Here is a 21,013-nt window from a genome sequence, read left to right on the forward strand (position 1 = left end):
CTTCACGACGCCGCCACCTCCGCGACCGCGTCGGCGAGCCGGTCGAGCACGGCCGGGTCCGCGACGTCGGGCAGCAGGCCCGGGAGACGCACGAGCGCGCGCACCGCGGCGCCGTCGTCCGACGCGCCCTCGACGACGCCACGCAGCTCGGCGGCGCGCGGGTCGTCGACCGACCGGCCCGCGCGCGTCTCGGCGACGACGTACGCGGCCCAGGCCGCGAGCGCCGCGACGACGCCGGTCGGCAGCACCGCGGGGTCGCGCCCGAGAAGGTCGGCGAGCGTCGCACCCCACCGGAACGGGATCTTCTGCGTGCCGTCCATCACGACCTGGCGCGTCGTGTGACCGGTCGCGGGGTTGGCGAAGCGGTCGAGCAGCTCCTGCGCGTACGCGGCGAGGTCGACGCCGTCGGGCGCCTCGAGCGTCGCGAGCGCGTCGGCCTGCAGCGCGCGGGCGCCGGCGGCGAGCGCCGGGTCGGCGACGGCCTCGGCGATGGTCGCGTACCCCGCGAGCGACCCGGCGTAGGCGAGGTACGAGTGGGCGCCGTTGAGCAGGCGCAGCTTGGCTCGCTCGTAGGGCGCGACGTCCGTCGTGAAGGTCGCCCCGCCCCGCTCCCAGGCGGGGCGCGGGCCGGCGAACCGGTCCTCGATGACCCACTGGAGGAACGGCTCGGCGACGACGAGGCCCTCGTCGCGCGCGCCGAGCAGCGCCTCGACCTCGTCGCGCTGGGCGGCGGTGGTGGCCGGGACGATGCGGTCGACCATGCTGCAGGGGAACGTGACGAAGGCCGCGAGCCACCCGCGCAGCGGGTCGCCCTCGGGTCCCGGCAGCGCGGCGTCGACGGCCACGCGCACGAGCCGCGCGAGCACGTGCCCGTTGTCGGCGAGGTTGTCGCAGCTCAGCACGGTCAGGGGCTCTCCCCCGGCCCGACGGCGCGCGGAGAGACCGCGGACCAGGAGCCCCACGGCGCTGGTCGCGGGGACGGCCTGCCCGCCGTCCGCGGCCGCGTCGCCGTCGGCGTCGGCGTCGGCGTCGGCGTCGGCGGCTGAGCGTTCCTCGGCCGCGAGGACGTCGAGGTCTGCCCGCACCGCGTCGATGTCGAGTCGCCCGTCCGCGCCGCGCGCGTACCCCTTCTCGGTGACGGTGAGTGTCACGACGTGCGTCGTCGGGGCGGCGAGGGCGGCGAGGACGCGCGGCGTCTCCTCGGCCGGCCACGCGACATCGGTCACGGATCCCACGACGCGCGGCGACGTGCCGTCGGGCCCGACGGTGAGCACGGTGTAGACCCCGCCCTGCGGCCGAAGCTGGTCGCGGACCGAGGCGGACCGCTGCGTCACGCCGAGGATCCCCCACCGGGTGTCGCTCGTGGCGTTCGCGGCGTCCTCGGTGGCGACGGCCTGGTGCGCGCGGTGGAACGCGCCGATCCCCAGGTGGACGATGCCGACCTGCGTGGGCCTGACCGGCGCGGGCGGGAGCGCGGGCACCGTCTCCCGGTGCAGGCGCGCGCGCGGCACGCCGGCCGACGGGGCGTCGGGAGGTGTCGGGGTGGCGGTCGGGGCGGTCACGCGCCTCCTGCTGGTCGGGCGAGCGGGCGCTCGTCGGGGACTGTTCTCACGGGGACGGGCTCACCTGGGCCGGGCTCACCGGGTCCGGGCTCACCGGAGCGGGGGCACGGTGGTCGAGTCGCGCACGACCAGCTCGACGGGCAGCTCGTCGGCGGTGCCCGAGCCCGGGACGACGACGGGCGCGCCGTCGGCCGCGCCACCCTGGCGCCGCGTGGAGAGCGCGGCGACGAGGCGGTCGACGGCGCGCGCGCCGAGCTGTGCGAGATCGGTGCGGACCGTGGTGAGCGCGGGCGACGCGAGGGTCGCGACGAACGTGTCGTCGAACCCGACGACGCTGAGGTCCTGCGGGACGGACACACCCCGCTCGCGCAGTCGCGTGATGAGGCCGAGCGCGACGAGGTCGTTGTAGGCGAGGGCCGCCGTCGCACCGGAGGCGACGACGAGGTCGGCGGCCGCGCGGCCGCCCTCGACGCGCGGGCGGAACGACCCGAGGGCGACCGTCTCGACGTCGGGGAAGCGCTCGTGCGCCGCCTCGAGCCCGGCCCGACGCCGCGCGTCGGACCACGACCGGTCGGGTCCGCCGACGTACGCGACGCGACGGTGCCCGAGCGCGCGCAGGTGCTCGACGGCGAGCACGACGCCGTGCGGGTCGTCGGACGAGACCGACGGGACCCCGTCGACGCGCAGGTTCACGAGGATGACGGGTGCGTCGCGCGCGGCCTCGAGGTCAGCCGTGGCAGCCCGCGGCGAGCACAGCACGAGCCCGTCGGTCTGCGCGGCCAGCCCCGTGACGAGCTCGGTCTCGAGCGCCGGGTCCTCCCCCGCGTCGACGACGAACACGGCGTGGCCGGTCTGGCGCGCGCGCGCCTGCACGCCCTTGGTGACCGACGCGAAGTACGGGTTCTCGAGGTCGGGAACGACCAGGCCGAGCGCCCCGGTGCGCCCGGCGCGCAGCCCGCTCGCCGCGCGGTTGGGCCGGTAGCCGAGCCGCGTCGCGACGACGACGACCCGGTCGCGGGTCTCGGGGGCGACGCGGTCGGGCTCCGCGAGGGCGCGCGAGACGGTGGAGATCGACACCCCGCTCTCGCGGGCGACGTCCCGGACGGTGACCACGGCTTGCCTCCTCGTGCGGCGGTCCCGGACGGACCGTGCAAACGATTGTAGCCTTACCACTTCTGTTCTGGCAGCCTCGACGTGGCGTACGATGCAAACGTTCGCAACGACGCACCTGGAGGATCCCGTGACGAGCACGGCGCACCGCGAACCGACCACCGCGACGGCACCGTGGTCCCTGCACCCCGACCGCGCGCTGCCCGCCGACCCGGTCCGGCGCCCGCTCGCGCGCAAGGTCTACGCCGCGACGCGCGACCTCCCGATCGTCTCGATGCATGGGCACGTCGACGTCGCGCTGTTCGCCGACGACACCCCGTTCGGCAACCCCGCGGAGCTGTTCGTCACGCCCGACCACTACCTCGTGCGCATGCTCGTCGCGCAGAGCACGTCGCCCCATGGCTCCCCCGGTGTCGGCGGCATCCAGGACCTCGGGGTCGCGCCCGTTCCCGGGGCCCCTGCGGGGACCGCCCCGGCCGAGACGGACCCGCGCGAGATCTGGCGTCGCTTCTGCGCCGGGTGGCACCTGTTCCGCGGGACGCCCACGCGCTACTGGACCGAGCACGCTCTCGTCGACGTCTTCGAGGCGCCGGTCAAGCCCTCTGCGGAGACCGCCGACGCGCTCTACGACCACCTCGTCGACCGGCTCGCGCGCCCCGAGTTCCGCCCACGCGCGCTGTTCGAGCGGTTCAACCTCGAGCTCCTCGCGACGACCGACCCCGCGCAGTCCCCGCTCGCCGACCATGCGCGCCTCGCCGCGGACGGCTGGGGCGAGCGCGTCGTGCCGACCTTCCGACCGGACCCGCTCCTGCACGTCGACCGCGCCGACTGGGCGACCCAGGTGGCCGAGCTCGGCGCCGCGGCGGGCACCGACGTCGTCGACTACCGGACCTACCTCGACGCGCTGCGCGCACGCCGTGCCGCGTTCGTCGCCGCGGGCGCCCGCGCCACGGACCACGGCCACCTCCGCGCCGACACGACGCCGCTCGACGACGCCGACGCGGCCCGCATCCTCGACGCCGCGCTGCACGGCGAGGTCTCCGCCGCCGAGGCGCGGGCGTTCTCCGCGCACATGCTCTTCCAGATGGCGGCGATGTCGGCCGAGGACGGGCTCGTCATGCAGCTCCACCCGGGCGTCCTGCGCGACCACTGCGCCGGCGTCGTGGCGGCCTACGGCCCCGACAAGGGCTACGACATCCCCGAGCAGACCGAGTACGTCCGTTCCCTGCGACCGGTGCTCGAGGCGTTCGGCCACCACCCGGGCTTCAGGATGATCGCGTTCACCGTCGACGAGACGTCGTTCTCGCGCGAGCTCGCGCCCCTCGCCGGCGTCTACCCGGCGCTGCGCCTCGGCGCGCCGTGGTGGTTCCTCGACACGCCCGACGGGATGCGCCGCTTCCGCGAGGCCGCGACCGACACCGCGGGCTTCTACAACACGAGCGGGTTCGTCGACGACACGCGCGCGTTCTGCTCGATCCCCGCGCGCCACGACCTCGCGCGCCGCATCGACGCGGGCCACCTCGCCCGCCTCGTCGCGGAGCACCGCCTCGACCTCGACGAGGCTCTCGAGACCGCCGTCGACCTGGCCTACCACCTGCCGAAGGCCTCCTACCCCGCCGCCCGCTGAGCACGAGGCATCTGCAGCCTGAGTCCGCGCCGCAGCACGCATCCTCGCCGTGATGGCCGACCTCGCTCCAGGCGTAGGGTGAAGGTTCGGGGCGATCACGTGGTTCCGGCAGCGAGTGGCCCGGTGGATCAGCCGCCGTGGCAGGCTCACGACTGGCGGTCCGCCGTCGGACGGGACGCGGACCGATGGCTCTCTCGAGCTACCTTCAGGAGTACGCCGAACGTGCCGCGGGGGTGCTGGGCGAGGACGTCGAGGCGTCGATCACGGTGCGCGAGCACGGGCTGACACTGCGCGCCGGGAGCAGCGACGCCGGCTCCGCGCGGTGCGACCAGGCCGAGGCGCGCGCGGACGCCGGGCCCTGTATCGACGCGATGATCTCGCAGGGACTCCTCAACGTAGCCGTGGTCGCGCAGGAGACCCGTTGGTCGAGCTGGCGCGAGCAGACGACGCACGAGGGCTTCGTCAAGGCTCTCGCCGTGCCCGCCCAGGTCGCCCCCGGCGTCGCGGTCGCGCTGAACCTCTACTCCCGCGCGCCGGGCCGGTGGCCGGAGGACCTGCCCGGGACGGCCGACGCCTATGCGCGCCTGATCGCCGCGGGGGTGCGGCTGCACCTGCAGTTCGCGGAGGTCGACGACGCCGCGGCGGGCCTGTACCGGTCGATGTCGGACGCCGTCGCTGTCGAGCAGGCCGTGGGCGCGATCATGGAGACGAACGGCTGCACGTCGGACGATGCCCGGGGGGTGCTGCGGTCGACGGCGGAGCGGCGGGGCGTCGACGAGCGGGTCGTGGCGGAGTCGATCCTGCGCACCCTGGTCTGGGGCGGGCGCGGGGACATCGTCGACCGTGGCCACTGAGCCGTGTCGTCCGAGGCGGGTCGCGTCGGGTCGGGCCGGACCGCCGAGCGAGTGCACGCGCTGGTGGAAGAATGTCACCAGGAGCCGATCGGACGGAGAAGCGTGGTGGACGCGTCACACCTGCTCAGGCTGCTCGCGCGCGCCCTGGCGGAGGTCGACGCCGAGCTGCCGATGCCGTCACGGATGTGCCGGGCGGCCGTGGAGGTCCTCGGCGCGCAGAGCGGGGCGGTCGTCGTCTCGGCGACACCGGACGAACGGCTGACCGTCAGCACCTCGGACGGCATGTCCGGGCACATCGAGGACCTGGAGCAGATGCTCGGCGAGGGGCCGGGGCGGCTCGCGCTGGACGAGGACCGGATCGTCGTCGCCGAGCTGGACGGGGGAAGTCCGATGGATGCCGCGTTCCCCCTGTTCTCCTCCCTCGTCAGCGAGCTCAGCGGTCCGGCGACGTTCTACGCCGCCCCGATGCGGGTCGGCGGCCGCACCGTCGGCGTGCTCACCCTCTACGTGAGTGACGGACCTCTGGACCGCGACCTCGCCGACCTGCAGTTTCTGGCGGACGCCGTCGGCGTGGCGGTGGTGGGGGACGTCGACTCGCTCGACTGGTCCATCCGGGCGCAGGTCCACCAGGCGGCGGGGATGGTGACCGCGCAGCTGCGGATCCCGCCCGCGGACGCGCTCGCCGTCCTCCGGGCGCACGCGTTCGCCACGTCGAGCACCCTCGACGCCGTGGCGAACGACGTCATCGCCCGCCGACTCACCTTCACCCAGGACGGCCTCGACGCGGTCGAGTCCGAGAGAACCGAGGAGCCATGACGCCGCACTCCCCTTCCGACGCTCTCGCCGCCGCGGCCGCCTCGCTCCTGGACGAGCACGACCTCGCCGGCCTGCTCCTCCAGCTCGTGCAGGATGCCGCGACCTTCACCGGCTGCGACGCGGGCGGGCTGCTCGTGCAGGCCGAGGGCGGCCTGGAGGTCCTCACCGCGACGTCCCACGCGGCGACCCACCTCGAGCTCTACCAGTCCCTGCGTGCGGAGGGCCCCTGCCTCGACGTGCTGGACACCCGGGCACCGGTCCACGCCGCCGGTGCCGACGAGCTGGCGAAGCGCTGGCCCACCGTCGGACCGGCCGTCGTCGAGGCCGGCTTCCAGGCCGTCCACGCGATCCCGATGTTCTGGCGGGGCGACGTCGTCGGCGGGCTGAACCTCTTCGCGCGGTCACCGCTGACCCTGGACGGCTCCGGGCAGCGCATCGCACGGGCGTTCGCGGACATGGCCACGCTCTCGATCGCCCAGCCCGAGTCCCCGAGCAAGGACGACGTCCTGCGCGGCATGTCGCACGCTCTGGGCGGGAGGGTCGTCGTCGAGCAGGCCAAGGGCGCGCTCGCTCAGGAGCTCGGCATCGACATGGCCGCCGCCTACGACGAGCTGCTCGACCGCTCGAAGCGGCACAGCAGGTCCCTGACCGCGACGGCGCGCGACGTCCTGTGGCAGGCGCAGCGCCCGTAGGCCGGCAGAGCGTTCCTCGAGAGCTACCGGGACGTGGCTCCGAGGAGGTCCGTGAGAGTGAGGCGAAACGTCATCGAGGTTCTCCCGTCACGAAGACCGGACCATAGGCCTCGTCGCTCCACGAGAAGTACGGGAGCCGGTCGGCGACCCTCGCGTGCAGCTCGTCACCCGCGTAGGGCCGGAGCGCGATCCACTGTTCGGGGTACCCGAGGAGCCGCTCCACGAGCCGGATGTCGATGGCGTCGCGCACGTTGGGGAGCTCGGTGCGCAGGGCCTCCTCCAACGCTTCAGCCACCTCACGCAGCCCTCGGGCACGAGAGTCCTCGTCACGTTCGTCGAGCGCCGAGTCCAGGGCCAAGCCGAGAACCTCCGAGACGTATCCGTAGGGGCCGATCTCGTCGACCAGGTCGTCCACCGGCTCGAAGACCGCCCGCCGCCGCGCCTCGAGCTCCACGACCAACCCCTGTCCCTGCGCGAGGGTGCGCACCAGGACGTCACGGAGGGCGTGCGCCTCGCTCGGGCCCCCGTCGTCCGTTGGACCGTCGAGCTTGCTCAGCAGCTGTACCAGCTGGACGACCTGGAGAATGCTCGTCGGTCTCGCGACCGGCTCCGTGACCGCCGACGTCTCGGTGAGGGCGACGTTCTGGTGGCCCTCGTCCGACGGTTCGCCCTCGAACAGGAAGCGCGCCACGATCCTGGGATGATCGGCGCGCACCGCGACATCCCGCAAGTTCGGCGTCACGACGTCCCACAGCGCACGCTGGAGAGACAGCAGGACGCTCGTTCGGAACTCCATCGACTCGGACCTCCGTTGCGCCGCACGCCAAGAACAGGTTCGCCGGCCATGAGAGCGCGGGCCCGCCGCAGCGTCCCCCTCGAGGCCAGATCGACCCGAGAGTCCCAGATCGACCTTCAGGAAGTCGATCTCGTGACGCTCGGGTCGATCTCGGGGGTGTCGGGCGTGGTCTTCCCGCAGCACGACGACGTCGGTCGGCTCGAGGCGCAGCGTCTCGCCGCGCTCGAGGTCGGGGCGCGCCGTCGGCTCCCCCGACCCGGTGGCGGGTCACCGACGGCGGTGGCGCACCTCCGCGAGCACGGTCGCCAGCCGTGCGGGGAAGTCCGACGGCGTGCCCGGCGGCAGGTCGTCGACGCCGAACCACGCGACGTCCTCGCTCTCGGCGCTGACGGTGGTCCGCGCGTCCGGGTCGGCGAACGCGACGAAGCCGACGTCCCAGTGCGTGCGACACGAGCCGAACGCCGCGGCGAGGTCGTGCCGGTGCACGTCGACCGGCGGCGCGGGCGGGACGTCCGGCTCGACGCGCGGGTCAGGGTCCGGGTCGAACGGACGCAGATCGACGAGCCCGCTCTCCTCGCGTGCCTCACGGTACGCGGCCCCGGCAAGGGTCGTGTCGCCCGGCTCCGTGTGACCGCCCACCTGGACCCAGAACTGGCCCTTGCGGTGGAAGCACAGCAGCACGCGGGCCAGGTCCCGGCTCAGCACGAAGCAGCTCGCCGTGAGGTGCTGCGGTCCGCCGTCGCGCCGCACGACGTCAGGCCGCGCACCCGCCGCGCCGGTCGTGCCCACGGTGCCGTCGCGCACGAACGCCACGTACTCCGCGGCGAGCGCCGCCTGAGCGGGGTCCGCAGGGTGGAAGGCTTCGAGACGGCGGAGCGCGTCGTGGGCGAGCGGGGCGGCGGGGTCGGGCGAGGTCACCCGCGCAGGCTACGTCAGTGCGCTGCGACAATGGGTTCCCGTGACCTCCAGTCCTCCCGACCCGATCGACCACGGCGCCGAGCCGGCACTCTTCGACCTGCCGCCCGGATCGCGCGGGGTACCGACCCGCGTCGTGCTGCTGACCGGCGCGTCCGGCTCGGGCAAGACGTCGCTCACGCGCCGGCTCGGGCTGCCGGTCGTGGCGTTGGACGACTTCTACCGCGACCACGACCATCCCGGCCTGCCGCAGCGGTACGGGATCGTCGACTGGGACGACCCCCGGTCGTGGGACGCGGACGGTGCCGTCGCGGCGCTCGTGCAGCTCGCCCGCACGGGGCACGCCGACGTCCCCGTGTACGACATCCCGACGTCGCGCCGCACGGGGACCACGCACCTCGACGTGACGGGCTCGCGGATCGTCCTCGCGGAGGGCATCTTCGCCGCGGAGATCGTCGCGGCGTGCCGCGCTGAGGACGTCCTGGCCGACGCGGTCTGCCTGCGCCGGCCCCGCCTCGTCTCCTTCTGGTTCCGCCTGCTGCGCGACCTCGCGGAGATGCGCAAGCCGCCGCTCACGCTCGTGCGCCGCGGCTGGGCGCTGCTGCGTGCGGAGCCTGCACTGGTGCGGCACTGGGTCTCGCTCGGGTGCCGCGTCCTCTCCCCCGTCCAGGCCGAGAAGGAGATCCGCGCGCTCCTGCGGCCGTCGGCCCGCTAGATCGGTGGCGCTGGCCGTCAGCCCTGGGGTGCGGCGATCTCGACCGTCGCGACGGACGGTCCGCCGCACTCGGGCCCGAAGTCGCCCGTCGTGGTCTCCCACTCCGGGTCCCGCTCCTCCTTGAGGACGAGGTCGCCCGTGGCACGCTCCACGACGCGCACCCGGATGGTCTCCACCGGACCGTTCAGGGCGCTCCCCGTCCACTCCCCAGGCGTCGGACCGGGCGTCGGCTCGGGAGTCGGCTCAGGGGTCTGCTCAGGAGACGGCTCCGCCGTGGGCTCACCCGGGCTGCCCGGGCCCGGGTCGACGTCGAGCTCCGGCCCCGGGAGCGTCGACGGGACCGGCTCGGGAACCACGGTGATCGTGCCGTCACGCGCGAGCCCGCACACGTCGGACTCGACACAGTCCACGGCGACGCCGTACGCCTCCCGGTCCGGCCAGGAGTCGGCGAGCCGGACCTCCAGGTGCGCGGAGTACCCGATCGCCGGGCACGCGACGATCGGGCCCTCACCCGGCAGCTCGCCGCACGCCACGAGCACCGCGACGAGCCCGCACGACCCGAGGAAGCCGCCCAGCCGCCGTCGTTCCTGTGTGCCGCTCACCCTCGGACCCTCCCGCGTGCTCGTGGAACCGCTCTTCCGGTACGTGTCGTGGCCACGGGGCTTCTTGCGCAGAAGCCCGCGGGGGGCGGCCGCCGCGACGGCTCGACGCCGTCGTCCACGGCAGGACCTGTCGAGGCCAGGCTACGAAGCGGTCCCGACGACGATCGTCGCGCCGATCTCCTCGTCCCGGACGACGCGTGCCGTGAGTCCCGCGCGCTCGAGGATCGCGACGGCGCCGGGCGCCTGCCGCTCGCCCGACTCGGTGAGCAGGTGGCCACCCGGCGAGAGCCACCTCGCTGCTTCGGCCGCGACGCGGCGCAGGACGTCGAGACCGTCGTCGCCGCCGTCGAGCGCGACGCGCGCCTCGTGGTCGCGCGCCTCGGGCGGAAGCATCCCGATCTCGCCGGTCGGCACGTAGGGCACGTTCGCGAGCAGCAGGTCGACCCGACCGCGCAGGCCCGACGGCAACGGGTCGAACAGGTCACCCGCGTACGCGACACCGCCCACGGACTCGACGTTGCGCGCGGAGCACGCGACGGCGGCGGTGTCCACGTCGGTCACGTGGAGCTCCACCGCAGCCGCCAGGTCCGTCGCGACCGCGAGCCCGAGCGCGCCGGAACCGCAGCACAGGTCGACGACCACGACGCGTGAGACCCCGGTCGACTCGACGGACGTCCCAGCGGCACCGCGCCGCGCGAGCGCGACCGCTTCGTCGACGAGCAGCGCGGTGCGCTGCCGCGGCACGAAGACTCCCTGGTCGACGGCGACGCGCAGGCCGTGGAAGTCGGCGTGGCCCAGGACGTGCTCGAGCGGTTCGCCCGCGACGCGGCGCGTCACCAGCACCTCGAGCGCGTCCGCGTCCTCGGCACGCTCGGCCAGCAGTGCGGCCTCGTCCTCGGCGAACACGCAGCCGGCAGCGCGGAGTCGGGTCACCAGGTAGTCGAGCGCGCGCTGTTCCACGCTCGGACCGTACCCTGACCGATCGCGAGGACCTACCCCGTTCCGGCGCGCCCACCTCCCGCACCCGGGGCGACCAGACCGCCGTCGGGCAGGGCAACCACGGTTCTGGCTCGGCAAATGAACGCTCCACCGCTCTCACCTGGGGAGACGCGCCAAGTCCTGGCGTGCGCTCTCCGCCCCACCACGGCGGGGCCACCGGCACCCGGGAAGCTACCTCGCGCAAACCACGGTTCTCCCTCGGCGGGAACGACGACGGGCCCCGACCCTCCTGGAGGAGGATCGGGGCCCGGGTGTCAGGCCGTGCCGGTCTGGCCGGCTGCCGGGTCGTCGCGGACTACTCCGCGCCGGCCTGCAGCTCGCCCGTCGGGGGCAGGTCGCGGACCGAGACGCCGGTCGGGGCGTCGAGGGCGGCGGCCGCACCCACGCTCACCGGGCCGCGGTCGTGGTCGCCCTTGGAGACACCCTGGAAGGTGAACTCACCGAGCAGGCCCTCGCCCTCGGCGTCGACCAGGACGATCTCGCCGGCCTTGATCTCGCCGAACAGGATCTTCTCCGAGAGCACGTCCTCGATGTCGCGCTGGATCGCGCGGCGCAGCGGGCGAGCGCCGAGGACCGGGTCGTAGCCCTTCTCGGCGAGCAGGCGCTTCGCTGCCGGGGTGAGCTCGATGCCCATGTCCTTGTCCCGCATGCGGGTGTCGAGACGGGCGATCATGAGGTCGACGATCTGGATGATCTCGTCCTGCGAGAGCTGCGGGAAGACCACCACGTCGTCGACGCGGTTGAGGAACTCAGGCCGGAAGTGCTGCTTGAGCTCGTCGTTGACCTTCGCCTTCATGCGCTCGTACGACGTCACCAGGTCGCCGCCGGCGTTGAAGCCGGTCTGGAGGCCCTTGGCGATGTCCCGCGTGCCGAGGTTGGTGGTCATGATGATGACGGTGTTCTTGAAGTCCACGACGCGGCCCTGCGAGTCGGTCAGGCGACCGTCCTCGAGGATCTGCAGGAGCGAGTTGAAGATGTCCGCGTGGGCCTTCTCCACCTCGTCGAACAGGACGACCGAGAACGGCTTGCGCCGCACCTTCTCCGTGAGCTGGCCACCCTCGTCGTACCCGACGTAGCCGGGGGGCGAGCCGAACAGCCGCGAGACGGTGTGCTTCTCGGAGAACTCCGACATGTCGAGCTGGATGAGCGCGTCCTCGTCCCCGAAGAGGAACTCGGCGAGCGCCTTGGCCAGCTCGGTCTTCCCGACGCCGGTCGGGCCGGCGAAGATGAACGACCCACCCGGACGCTTGGGGTCCTTGAGGCCCGCACGCGTACGGCGGATGGCCTGCGACAGCGCCTTGATCGCGGCCTCCTGGCCGACGACGCGCTTGTGCAGCTCGTCCTCCATGTGCAGCAGGCGGCTGGACTCCTCCTCGGTGAGCTTGAACACCGGGATGCCCGTGGCCATGGCGAGGACCTCGGCGATCAGCTCCTCGTCGACCTCTGCGACCGTGTCGAGGTCGCCGGACTTCCAGGCCTTCTCCTTGTCGGCGCGCTTGGCCGTGAGCTGCTTCTCGGTGTCGCGCAGCCCGGCGGCCTTCTCGAAGTCCTGCGCGTCGATCGCGGACTCCTTCTCGCGGCGTGCCTCGGCGATCTCCTCGTCGAGCTCCTTGAGCTCCGGCGGGGCCGTCATGCGGCGGATGCGCAGACGCGCGCCCGCCTCGTCGATGAGGTCGATCGCCTTGTCGGGCAGGAACCGGTCGTTGATGTACCGGTCGGCGAGCGTGGCCGCGGAGACGAGCGCGGAGTCCGTGATGGACACGCGGTGGTGCGCCTCGTAGCGGTCGCGCAGGCCCTTGAGGATCTCGATCGCGTGCGCCAGGGACGGCTCGGCGACCTGGATCGGCTGGAAGCGGCGCTCCAGGGCCGGGTCCTTCTCGACGTGCTTGCGGTACTCGTCGAGCGTCGTCGCGCCGATGGTCTGGAGCTCGCCGCGGGCGAGCATCGGCTTGAGGATGCTCGCCGCGTCGATCGCGCCCTCGGCGGCACCCGCACCGACGAGGGTGTGGATCTCGTCGATGAACAGGATGATGTCGCCGCGCGTGCGGATCTCCTTGAGCACCTTCTTCAGGCGCTCCTCGAAGTCACCGCGGTAGCGGGAGCCGGCCACGAGCGCGCCCAGGTCGAGCGTGTAGAGCTGCTTGTCCTTGAGCGTCTCGGGCACGTCGCCGCGCACGATGTCCTGGGCGAGGCCCTCGACGACCGCCGTCTTGCCGACGCCCGGCTCGCCGATCAGCACCGGGTTGTTCTTGGTGCGGCGGCTCAGCACCTGCATGACGCGCTCGATCTCGAGGTTGCGCCCGATCACGGGGTCGAGCTTGCCCTCGCGCGCGGCCTGCGTGAGGTTGCGGCCGAACTGGTCGAGCACGGCCGAGCCGGACGGCTGGCCCTCGGTGGGGCCACCGGCGGCGACGGGCTCCTTGCCCTGGTAGCCGGACAGGAGCTGGATGACCTGCTGGCGCACCTTGTTGAGGTCGGCGCCCATCTTGGTGAGCACCTGGGCGGCGACGCCCTCGCCCTCGCGGATGAGGCCGAGCAGGATGTGCTCGGTGCCGATGTAGTTGTGGCCGAGCTGCAGCGCCTCGCGCAGCGACAGCTCGAGCACCTTCTTGGCGCGCGGCGTGAACGGGATGTGCCCGCTCGGGGCCTGCTGGCCCTCGCCGATGATCTCGGTCACCTGGGTGCGGACGCCGTCGAGGGAGATCCCGAGGGACTCCAGCGCCTTGGCCGCGACACCCTCGCCCTCGTGGATGAGGCCGAGGAGGATGTGCTCGGTGCCGATGTAGTTGTGGTTGAGCATCCGTGCCTCTTCTTGGGCAAGGACGACGACCCGACGGGCTCGGTCTGTGAATCTCTCGAACATGTGCTGCTCCTCACGAGCGGCGTACACCTGCGCACCGTCGGATCGACGGGTACAGCCTGACCGCATTGACTCTATGCGCTCCCAACGAGGCACACCCCCTCCGTATGCCGTTGTTCGCCAGGGGCGTGAAAGAGGTGTCGGACCGTGACCTGCGAGGATCACCCGGGCCGACACGCACCGCGGCCGTTGACCCCGGCCCGCGCCGCGGGCAGGCTCGGGATACGGCCCCGCACGGACGGCCAGAAGGGTGGGGAGAGCGATGCAGAACCCGGACCAGCAGCCCGAGGACCCCGCCGCGTCCGCCGAGGTGCCGCCCGAGGCTGCCGAGCCCGGCGGCGGACCGCACGACCGGACGCACGACGCGCGGTCGATGGGCACCCCCGTGACCTGGGAGCAGGTCGTCGACCGTTTCCGCGGGAACGTCGGCGAGGTCGACGACCCGCTGACCTGGGGCCTGGACCTCGACGAGGAGACCCTCACGGGAGCGGGCCGCGGCGCCCACGACCCCGCGGAGGAGCGGTTCCTGCGCTCGTACGCGTCCTTCGACGGCGAGACGCTCGACGTCGAGACCCTGCGCGTCCTCGCCGCGCACGACGAGGAGGCGGCGGACATCGTCCGCACCGCGCTGAGCGGCGCCCTGGCCGCGCCCCTGCACTCGGACACCCCGGGCGACGACGACTTCCTCGACTCCTACCAGGAGTACCGCGCCGCGATGCGCGCGATCGTCGAGGAGGTCGACGACGCACCGCTCGAGCGCGCGACGTTCGTGGTCGACGGCGAGCCACGACCGTGCCTGCACGTCGCCGTCCGCGACCGGTCCGCGGTCTACGTCCCCGTGGGCGGCCGGGCTCTCGTGGTCTCCGGCCCGTCGGACCTGCTCGGGCGGGTCGACGTCGTGACCCGCCCGCTGCGCAACATCCTCCACGAGCAGGAGTTCCCGCGGTTCTGACGCGGGACCCCGGTCTGCGCACCTCGGGACGCTCGTCCCAGGCGCCGCAGCCCTCGCGGCTCTAGGGTCGGAGCAGGTGGCCCGACCGAGCGGGAGGTGGCGGGATGCGTGGCGTGGTCGTCGGGGTGGACGGCTCGGAGGAGTCGGCAGGCGCGCTCGACTGGGCGCTGCGCGAGGCTGCGGACCGCGGCGTGCCGCTCGTCGCGGCCCTCGCCTGGGAGCCAGGGCGCCAGGACGCGCACGACGGCGGCCCGGAGGCGGCCGTCGAGCGCAAGCGCGCGCTGGTCGAGGAATGGGTGGACGCGGCCCGCGGCCGCACGGGGCTGGGCACCGACGCCGTCGGCGTGACGGCCCGGGTGGAGCCCGGCGCCCCCGCGACCGCTCTGCTCGCGCTGGCCGAGCCCGGGGCGGTTCACGTCGCAGCGCACGAGGAGGAGCGCGGGGAGCAGCACGAGGACGAGCACGGGGCGGAGCCTCGCGGCGGCGGGAGCGCGGGTCCCGTCGCCGCCGGTGCCGACGACGGCGCCGACCTGCTCGTCGTCGGGCGCTGCGGCCGCGGACGACTGGGCCGCATGGTCCTCGGGTCGGTGCCGACCGCCGTCGTGCAGCACGCGACGATCCCCGTGACCGTGGTGCGCGGCACGCCCGACGTGCGGCACGACCACGGGCGGCCCGTCGTGGTCGGGGTCGACGGGTCGTCGACGTCGGTGCATGCGTTGCGGCACGGCGCGGATGTCGCCCGACGGACGGGCGCGACGCTCGAGGCGCTGTTCTGCTGGCAGATCGTCTCGCTCGCGCCGCTGCCCGACTCGTGGGGCTGGGCGCCGCCGATCGACGACTACGAGAAGTTCGCGGCCCAGAAGCTCGACGCCGCGCTCGAGGCGGCCGGGGTCGACCTGCCGGGCGACCGCGTCGTGCGCAGCGTGCGCCACGTGGCCGCCGCGAAGGGCCTGATCGAGGCGTCGTCGCACGCGGAGCGGCTCGTGCTCGGCAACCGCGGGGTCGGCGGGTTCGAGCGGCTGCTGCTCGGCTCCGTGAGCAGGCATGCGATCGAGTACGCGCACTGCCCGGTGACCGTGGTGCGCCCGCCGGACGCCACGCACCCCTCGGGCACGAGCGACTGAGGGTCCGACCCTCGAAACGATTCGACGCGGCCCCTGGCCCGGGTGGACGATAGCCCCGTGCAGATCGAGGACACCTACGACGGCGTTCGCCCCGTCCGGACCATCACCCGCCTCTTCGCGCCGCAGCGCGGCCGGCTCGTCGCGGCCGCGCTCGCGTTCGCGGTCAAGCACTCGCCCATCTGGGTCGTGCCCGCGCTCACGGCGACGGTGATCGACGTCGTCGTGGAGCACCGGCCCCTGCGCGAGCTGTGGATCACGGGCGCGGTCATGCTCGCCGTCGTCGCGCAGAACCTGCCCCTCCACACGTTGTACGTGCGCTGGCTGTCCACCGCCGTGCGCACGGTCGAGACCGGGCTGCGCATGGCGCTCTCGCGCCGGCTGCAGGAGCTGTCGATCGGCTACCACCGGCGCGTGAGCGCGGGCGTGCTCCAGGCCAAGATCGTGCGCGACGTGGAGAACGTCGTCGAGGCGTCCCGCACGACGTTCGACTCCGGCATGGCCGCGGTCACGACCCTGGCCGGCGCGATCGTCATCACGGCGGTCCGCGTCCCCGAGTTCCTCGTGATCTTCGCGCTCACCGTGCCCGCTGCGGCGTGGCTCGTCGTCGCGATGCGCCGCCGCATGACGAGCCGCAACGCGGCGTTCCGCGCGGAGGTCGAGAACATGTCGGCGCGCGTCGCGGAGATGACGCATCTCATCCCCGTCACGCGCGCGCACGCGCTCGAGGAGCGCGAGCTCGACCGCATGGGCTCGGTGCTGCACCGGGTCCGCGAGGCGGGGATCCGGCTCGACGTCGTCAACGGCCGGTTCGGCGCGCTGTCCTGGATCGTGTTCCAGCTCCTGTCCGTGGCCGGGCTCGTCGGCGCGGCGTGGGTCGCGTGGACGCAGACGTTCGCGGTGACGGCGGGCGACGTCGTCATGCTGTCGAGCTACTTCGTCACCCTCACCGCGGCGGTGACCGGGCTCCTCAGCCTCGCCCCGATCATCACGAAGGGCCTGGAGTCCGTGCGGTCCATGGGCGAGGTGCTCGGCGACCCCGACGTCGAGCGCAACGCGGGCAAGCGCGTCCTCGACCACGTCGAGGGCCGCGTCGCGTTCGAGGACGTCACGTTCGCGTACGACGACGTCCCCGCTCCGGGCGAGGAGCCCACCCTCGCGGTCGACCACCTCTCCCTGGCGGCGCAGCCCGGCGAGACCGTGGCCCTCGTCGGGGCGTCGGGGTCCGGCAAGTCGACCGTGCTCAACATGGTCATCGGCTTCCTCGCGCCGACGTCAGGGCGGGTCCTCGTCGACGGCGTCGACACCGCGACCGTCGACCTGCGCTCCTACCGCCGGTTCCTCGCCGTCGTGCCGCAGGAGTCGATCCTCTTCGAGGGCTCTGTGCGCGACAACGTCACGTACGGGAGCCCCGAGCTCACCGACGCGGCCGTCGAGCAGGCGCTGCGCGACGCGAACGCGTGGGACTTCGTCACCGAGATGGGCGGCCTCGACGCCGTCATCGGCCAGCGCGGCGGGCGACTCTCGGGAGGGCAGCGCCAGCGCCTCGCCATCGCCCGCGCGCTCGTGCGCGACCCGCGCGTGCTCGTCCTCGACGAGGCGACGTCGGCACTCGACACGACGTCCGAACGGCTCGTCCAGGAGGCGCTCGGGCGGCTCATGCGCGGCCGGACGACGTTCGTCGTCGCGCACCGGCTCTCGACCGTGCGCGGCGCGGACCGCATCGTCGTCATGGACCACGGCCGCGTCGTCGAGGTCGGCACGCACGACGAGCTCGTCGCGGCCGGCGGCGCCTACGCGACGATGCACGCGACGCCGGTTGCCTGAGCGCACGTAGCACCTGCGGCCCTCGGCTCAGCGGTAGATCTCGCGGCGGTGACCGACGGCGACGACGAGGACGAGCAGGACGCCGTCGTGGACCTCGTAGACGATGCGGAAGTCCCCCGTGCGCACCCGCCACAGGTCGCCCTCACCGACGAGCTTCTTCGCCCCGGCCGGACGCGGGGTCTCTGCGAGGAGCTCGACCGCGGCCTGGACACGCCGGCGAGCCTGCGGGTCGAGCTTGCGCAACTGACGTACGGCTGCGGGCGCGACCTCGATGCGGTAGCTCACGCGAGCCCGAGGTCGACCTTGACCTGGTCCCACGGGACCGCGCCGCCGGCCTCGTTCAGCTCCGCGCGTGCGGTCTGCGCCGCGCGCAGATCAGCGAGATCCTCCGCCGCCTCGAGCAGCCGCTCCAGGTCGTCGGCGTCGATCACGGCGGCTACGCGCCGACCCCGACGTGTCAGGAATACCGGGTCGTGACCGACACGGGCCTCGTCGACCACGTCCGCCAAGCGCGCCCGCGCCTCTGTCACCGTCAGCTCGCTCATGCAACGATCGTAGCGGGAAGCGCGCCTTTGTACGTCCCCGCGGGAAATACCAGAAACGACCTACATCAAGCCGTTTCGCCCTGAGACCTGTTCGGGCTTGCTCGTCACCCCACATGCGCGACGTCGCACCGCTGCTCGAGTGCTCGGCGCCGATCTCCGAGGCCATGCGCGCGGCTGGTCCTCGCAGGCTCACGTCCGGAGCGTGTCGACGATCGCTCCGGAGACTGCGGCGAGCTGGACCGCGGGAGCCAGTGCGACGAGTGCGACGGTCGTGAGCGCGACGGGCTGCAGCACGAACCATGCGTCCCCGCCGGCCCACTCCACGACGTCGAGCACGTGCACGGTGAGGACGCCGACCGACGTCGCGCACGCAACGGGCAGCAGGACCGTGAACGCGTTCTGGACGAACAGCATGAGCGTGACGTCGCCCCAGCGCGCCCCGGCCGCGCGATAGATGCCTGTCTCTGTCCGAGTGCCCAGGGCGACGAGGAAGATCACGACGAGCGCCGCGCCGGTGACGACCGCCCACGACCAGCTGCCCCACCCCCCGACGAGGGCTGCGGCCGGATCGGCGGTCAGCGCGTCCGCCCGCGCATAGGGCACTACCTGCGGCCGGACGTCAGGGAAAGCGGCGGCGACGAGTGCACCCGCCGACGGGGCCGCTCCGGGCACCATCCGCAGCCAGCACTCCGAGGCCGGCTCGAGGGGCGGGACGACACGTACCATGCTCGCCTGAACCGTGCGTTGTGCGACGACGTCCGGGACGGCGTGCTCGACCCGGTGGCGAGTCCCCGCGACCTCGACGACCGCGCCGACGTCGAGACCCGTTGTCGCGGCGAGGTCCGACCCGACGAAGAATCCCCCCGCCGCAGATGCTGTCGGCCACCACACACGCAGCGCTCCCCAGGTGAGATCGGTGACAGGCACAGGCACGTCAGACGGGAGCCAGCGCGCGTCGAGCGCGGTGTTCTCGCCGTAGCCCGCGCCCGAGCTCACGACGACAGGGGCGTCGTCGAGCCGCTCGCACGCCAACGGGTCTACGGTCTCGTCCTCGGCGACGGTGACCACGAAGACGTTGATCCCTGCTGCCTCCTGGCTCTCTGCCGTCCGCTGGGCCGCCCTCAGGTCGAGCACCCCCGTGACGAGCACCGCAGCCACGAGCAGACCGACGACGAGACCGAGGACACCGTGGGCGACACCCAGGCGACGCCATCCCTCCTCGACCAGCTCGCCGGTCCGCCATCCGTCTCCCCTCACGATGCCTCCCCCCACGGAACCAGGCGACCGTCGACCAAGAGCAGGCAGACGTCCGCAGCGGCGGCGACGCGCCGGTCGTGCGTCGTCACGACCAGCGCGGAGTCCGGGAAGCCGCGCATCAGGACGTCGACCACGTGGTCGGTCGTGGCGCGGTCGAGATTGGCCGTCGGCTCGTCCGCGAGGACGACGAGCGGCTCGGCCAGTGCGGCACGAGCGAGCGCCACTCGTTGAGACTCGCCCCCCGAGAGCGCTCGCTGCTTCCGATCGGCGAGGTGTCCGACGCCGAACTGGCTCAGCACGTCGCGCGCGTGCCGCTCCGCGTCCCCGCGCGCCATCCCGCGCGCGAGGGCCGTGATCGCAACGTTCTCCACCGCAGTGCGCCGCCCGAGGAGGTGCATCGACTGGAAGACCCAGGAGACCCGGGGACGTTCGCCGACATCGTCGCCGCGGATCTCAACCCTGCCCGCGGCCGGCGTCAGCAGCCCGCCGAGCAGTCCCAGCAACGTGCTCTTGCCCGTGCCGGAGGGCGCCATGATCGCCACGCTCGCACCTCGTCGGACACTGAGGTCGAGACCGTCGAGCAGGACCGGGCCGCTCCCGTAGGCGAATCGCAGGCCCGTCGCCGTCAGGGACACTCGGTCGCCTCTCCTGCTGGGGGAGCGTCGACGAGCACCCGGCGTCCCTCGAGCCGGATCGTGCTCGGGCCGTCGTCGACCTCGACCGCACCGGACGCTGTCGTCCCCAGGATCGTGACGCGCTCGACCGCGACGTCCCCGGAGGACGTCTCCACCCACAAGCACGCAAGACCGTCCGTGGGCGCGGGAACGAGGGCCGCCGGCGGTACCACGAGCGCGGACACCGGCTCCGCCAACCGAAGCCGTCCCTCGATCCGCTGTGCTCCGCCGGCTCCGGAGCGCATCCCCTCCTCGACGTCCGTCGACTCCGGCGCCGCAGCGTTGGCGCTCGAGGCGGTGGCCCGAGCGGGGTCGACCATGACCATCCTCTCCAGCATGTCCGGGTCGCGTGTCGACCAGGTAGCGCCGTCGAAGTCCACGGGGACCGCCGTTCCCGCGACGACCAGCTCATACGAACCCGGTTCCGGCACGGGCGACGTCGTGACCGTGAAGGAGGCCACTCGACCGGCGCTGCGGAGCAGAGGCTCACCCACGGCCGGGACCGGCGCGCCGCTGCGCACGTCGACTGCGGCGACCCTCACGGGCTCGGGAAGCCACACGAACCACGTCGGCTCGACAGTCCCCGTCACCGCGCGGCCCACGGACCGCTGCCATCTCGAGACCGCGTCGCGTGTTTCGCGGTCGAAGACGCCGTCCCCCGTCCCCGCCAGGAATCCTCGCCGGACGAGGTAGTCCTGCAGCGTACGGACGTCGTCGCCGCGCGAGCCGAGCGCGAGCGATCGGTACAGCGGTGCCGACGCGACGAGCGCATGGACCGCCGCACCGTCGATCCGGAGCACGACGTCCCCGTCCTCGAGCTGCACGCCGCTCGTCACCTCGACGGACGTCACCAGCCCCGTCCCACCCGCGGAGAGCACGGACCGAGGCGCAAGAACAAGGACGTCCGCCGTCGCGACGCGGCCCCGATCCGACGCGTGGGACTCGACGGTCACGAACGACGGGGGCGCTGCGGGCCGCACGCTCGCGGGGACGGGTCTGCCGACGACCGCTGTGACCACCGCTGCGCCGGCACAGGCGAGCGTGACGAGCCCGACGATCCCGACCGCGAGCCCGCTCCTCATCGCGCGA

General features: G+C 73.4%; 20 protein-coding genes. 8 read left to right on the forward strand and 12 right to left on the reverse strand.

All coding sequences use genetic code 11. The annotated features are described in order from the left end of the window. Positions 1-2: 2 nt before the first annotated feature. Positions 3-1,562, reverse strand: a complete 1,560-nt coding sequence (locus AC4H2H_RS08705; protein ID WP_494370406.1) for a mannitol dehydrogenase family protein — start codon at positions 1,560-1,562, stop codon at positions 3-5. Positions 1,563-1,652: 90 nt separating this feature from the next. Next, positions 1,653-2,675 carry a LacI family DNA-binding transcriptional regulator gene (locus AC4H2H_RS08710; RefSeq protein ID WP_494370407.1) on the reverse strand — a complete coding sequence of 341 codons (1,023 nt, stop codon included), beginning with the start codon at positions 2,673-2,675 and terminating at the stop codon, positions 1,653-1,655. A 91-nt stretch (positions 2,676-2,766) separates the two neighbouring features. On the opposite strand from AC4H2H_RS08710, the gene uxaC reads away from it, so the two are divergent. From uxaC to AC4H2H_RS08730, 4 genes are all read left to right on the forward strand, one after another. Beyond that, positions 2,767-4,299, forward strand: a complete 1,533-nt coding sequence (gene uxaC / locus AC4H2H_RS08715; RefSeq protein ID WP_494370408.1) for a glucuronate isomerase — start codon at positions 2,767-2,769, stop codon at positions 4,297-4,299. 185 nt (positions 4,300-4,484) lie between these two features. Next, positions 4,485-5,153, forward strand: coding sequence for an ANTAR domain-containing protein (locus AC4H2H_RS08720; protein WP_494370409.1), 669 nt, complete (start codon positions 4,485-4,487; stop codon positions 5,151-5,153). A gap of 105 nt (positions 5,154-5,258) precedes the next feature. Then, positions 5,259-5,969 carry an ANTAR domain-containing protein gene (locus tag AC4H2H_RS08725; protein WP_494370410.1) on the forward strand — a complete coding sequence of 237 codons (711 nt, stop codon included), beginning with the start codon at positions 5,259-5,261 and terminating at the stop codon, positions 5,967-5,969. Continuing rightward, a complete protein-coding gene (locus AC4H2H_RS08730) occupies positions 5,966-6,661 on the forward strand; it encodes a GAF and ANTAR domain-containing protein (protein WP_494370411.1) in 696 nt (231 codons plus the stop codon). The genes AC4H2H_RS08725 and AC4H2H_RS08730 overlap by 4 nt, the downstream gene beginning before the upstream one ends. A 70-nt stretch (positions 6,662-6,731) precedes the next feature. Here AC4H2H_RS08730 and AC4H2H_RS08735 read toward each other — a convergent pair whose 3' ends face one another. Beyond that, a complete protein-coding gene (locus AC4H2H_RS08735; RefSeq protein ID WP_494370412.1) occupies positions 6,732-7,457 on the reverse strand; it encodes a MafI2 family immunity protein in 726 nt (241 codons plus the stop codon). Positions 7,458-7,724: 267 nt separating this feature from the next. Continuing rightward, on the reverse strand, positions 7,725-8,375 hold the full coding sequence (locus AC4H2H_RS08740) for an NUDIX hydrolase (RefSeq protein WP_494370413.1): 651 nt from the start codon (positions 8,373-8,375) through the stop codon (positions 7,725-7,727). A 40-nt stretch (positions 8,376-8,415) separates the two neighbouring features. On the opposite strand from AC4H2H_RS08740, the gene AC4H2H_RS08745 reads away from it, so the two are divergent. After that, positions 8,416-9,087 carry a uridine kinase family protein gene (locus tag AC4H2H_RS08745; RefSeq protein WP_494370414.1) on the forward strand — a complete coding sequence of 224 codons (672 nt, stop codon included), beginning with the start codon at positions 8,416-8,418 and terminating at the stop codon, positions 9,085-9,087. 17 nt (positions 9,088-9,104) lie between these two features. On the opposite strand, the gene AC4H2H_RS08750 is transcribed toward AC4H2H_RS08745, so the two are convergent. From AC4H2H_RS08750 to AC4H2H_RS08760, 3 genes are all read right to left on the reverse strand, one after another. Continuing rightward, positions 9,105-9,689, reverse strand: a complete 585-nt coding sequence (locus AC4H2H_RS08750) for a hypothetical protein (protein ID WP_494370415.1) — start codon at positions 9,687-9,689, stop codon at positions 9,105-9,107. 141 nt (positions 9,690-9,830) lie between these two features. Next, on the reverse strand, positions 9,831-10,649 hold the full coding sequence (locus AC4H2H_RS08755) for a putative protein N(5)-glutamine methyltransferase (protein WP_494370416.1): 819 nt from the start codon (positions 10,647-10,649) through the stop codon (positions 9,831-9,833). A gap of 334 nt (positions 10,650-10,983) precedes the next feature. Beyond that, positions 10,984-13,551, reverse strand: coding sequence for an ATP-dependent Clp protease ATP-binding subunit (locus AC4H2H_RS08760; protein ID WP_494370417.1), 2,568 nt, complete (start codon positions 13,549-13,551; stop codon positions 10,984-10,986). 259 nt (positions 13,552-13,810) lie between these two features. Between AC4H2H_RS08760 and AC4H2H_RS08765 the strand changes: the two genes are divergently transcribed. From AC4H2H_RS08765 to AC4H2H_RS08775, 3 genes are all read left to right on the forward strand, one after another. Next, positions 13,811-14,500, forward strand: coding sequence for a hypothetical protein (locus AC4H2H_RS08765; RefSeq protein WP_494370418.1), 690 nt, complete (start codon positions 13,811-13,813; stop codon positions 14,498-14,500). Between the two features lie 104 nt (positions 14,501-14,604). After that, the gene (locus AC4H2H_RS08770) at positions 14,605-15,624 is read left to right on the forward strand and encodes a universal stress protein (RefSeq protein ID WP_494370419.1); all 1,020 of its coding nucleotides are present in this window, start codon (positions 14,605-14,607) and stop codon (positions 15,622-15,624) included. Positions 15,625-15,681: 57 nt separating this feature from the next. Further along, positions 15,682-17,448, forward strand: a complete 1,767-nt coding sequence (locus tag AC4H2H_RS08775) for an ABC transporter ATP-binding protein (protein WP_494370420.1) — start codon at positions 15,682-15,684, stop codon at positions 17,446-17,448. A 27-nt stretch (positions 17,449-17,475) separates the two neighbouring features. Here AC4H2H_RS08775 and AC4H2H_RS08780 read toward each other — a convergent pair whose 3' ends face one another. From AC4H2H_RS08780 to AC4H2H_RS08800, 5 genes are all read right to left on the reverse strand, one after another. Next, a complete protein-coding gene (locus AC4H2H_RS08780) occupies positions 17,476-17,733 on the reverse strand; it encodes a type II toxin-antitoxin system RelE family toxin (RefSeq protein ID WP_494370421.1) in 258 nt (85 codons plus the stop codon). After that, positions 17,730-17,993 carry a type II toxin-antitoxin system Phd/YefM family antitoxin gene (locus AC4H2H_RS08785; protein WP_494370422.1) on the reverse strand — a complete coding sequence of 88 codons (264 nt, stop codon included), beginning with the start codon at positions 17,991-17,993 and terminating at the stop codon, positions 17,730-17,732. Before AC4H2H_RS08785 ends, AC4H2H_RS08780 begins: the two co-directional genes overlap by 4 nt. 189 nt (positions 17,994-18,182) lie before the next feature. Next, on the reverse strand, positions 18,183-19,250 hold the full coding sequence (locus AC4H2H_RS08790; protein WP_494370423.1) for a hypothetical protein: 1,068 nt from the start codon (positions 19,248-19,250) through the stop codon (positions 18,183-18,185). Beyond that, positions 19,247-19,885, reverse strand: a complete 639-nt coding sequence (locus AC4H2H_RS08795) for an ABC transporter ATP-binding protein (RefSeq protein ID WP_494370424.1) — start codon at positions 19,883-19,885, stop codon at positions 19,247-19,249. The genes AC4H2H_RS08790 and AC4H2H_RS08795 overlap by 4 nt, the downstream gene beginning before the upstream one ends. After that, a complete protein-coding gene (locus AC4H2H_RS08800) occupies positions 19,876-21,006 on the reverse strand; it encodes a peptidoglycan-binding domain-containing protein (RefSeq protein WP_494370425.1) in 1,131 nt (376 codons plus the stop codon). The genes AC4H2H_RS08795 and AC4H2H_RS08800 overlap by 10 nt, the downstream gene beginning before the upstream one ends. Positions 21,007-21,013: the final 7 nt, after the last annotated feature.

The sequence above is a fragment of the Cellulosimicrobium sp. BMG9.22 genome (assembly GCF_059159975.1).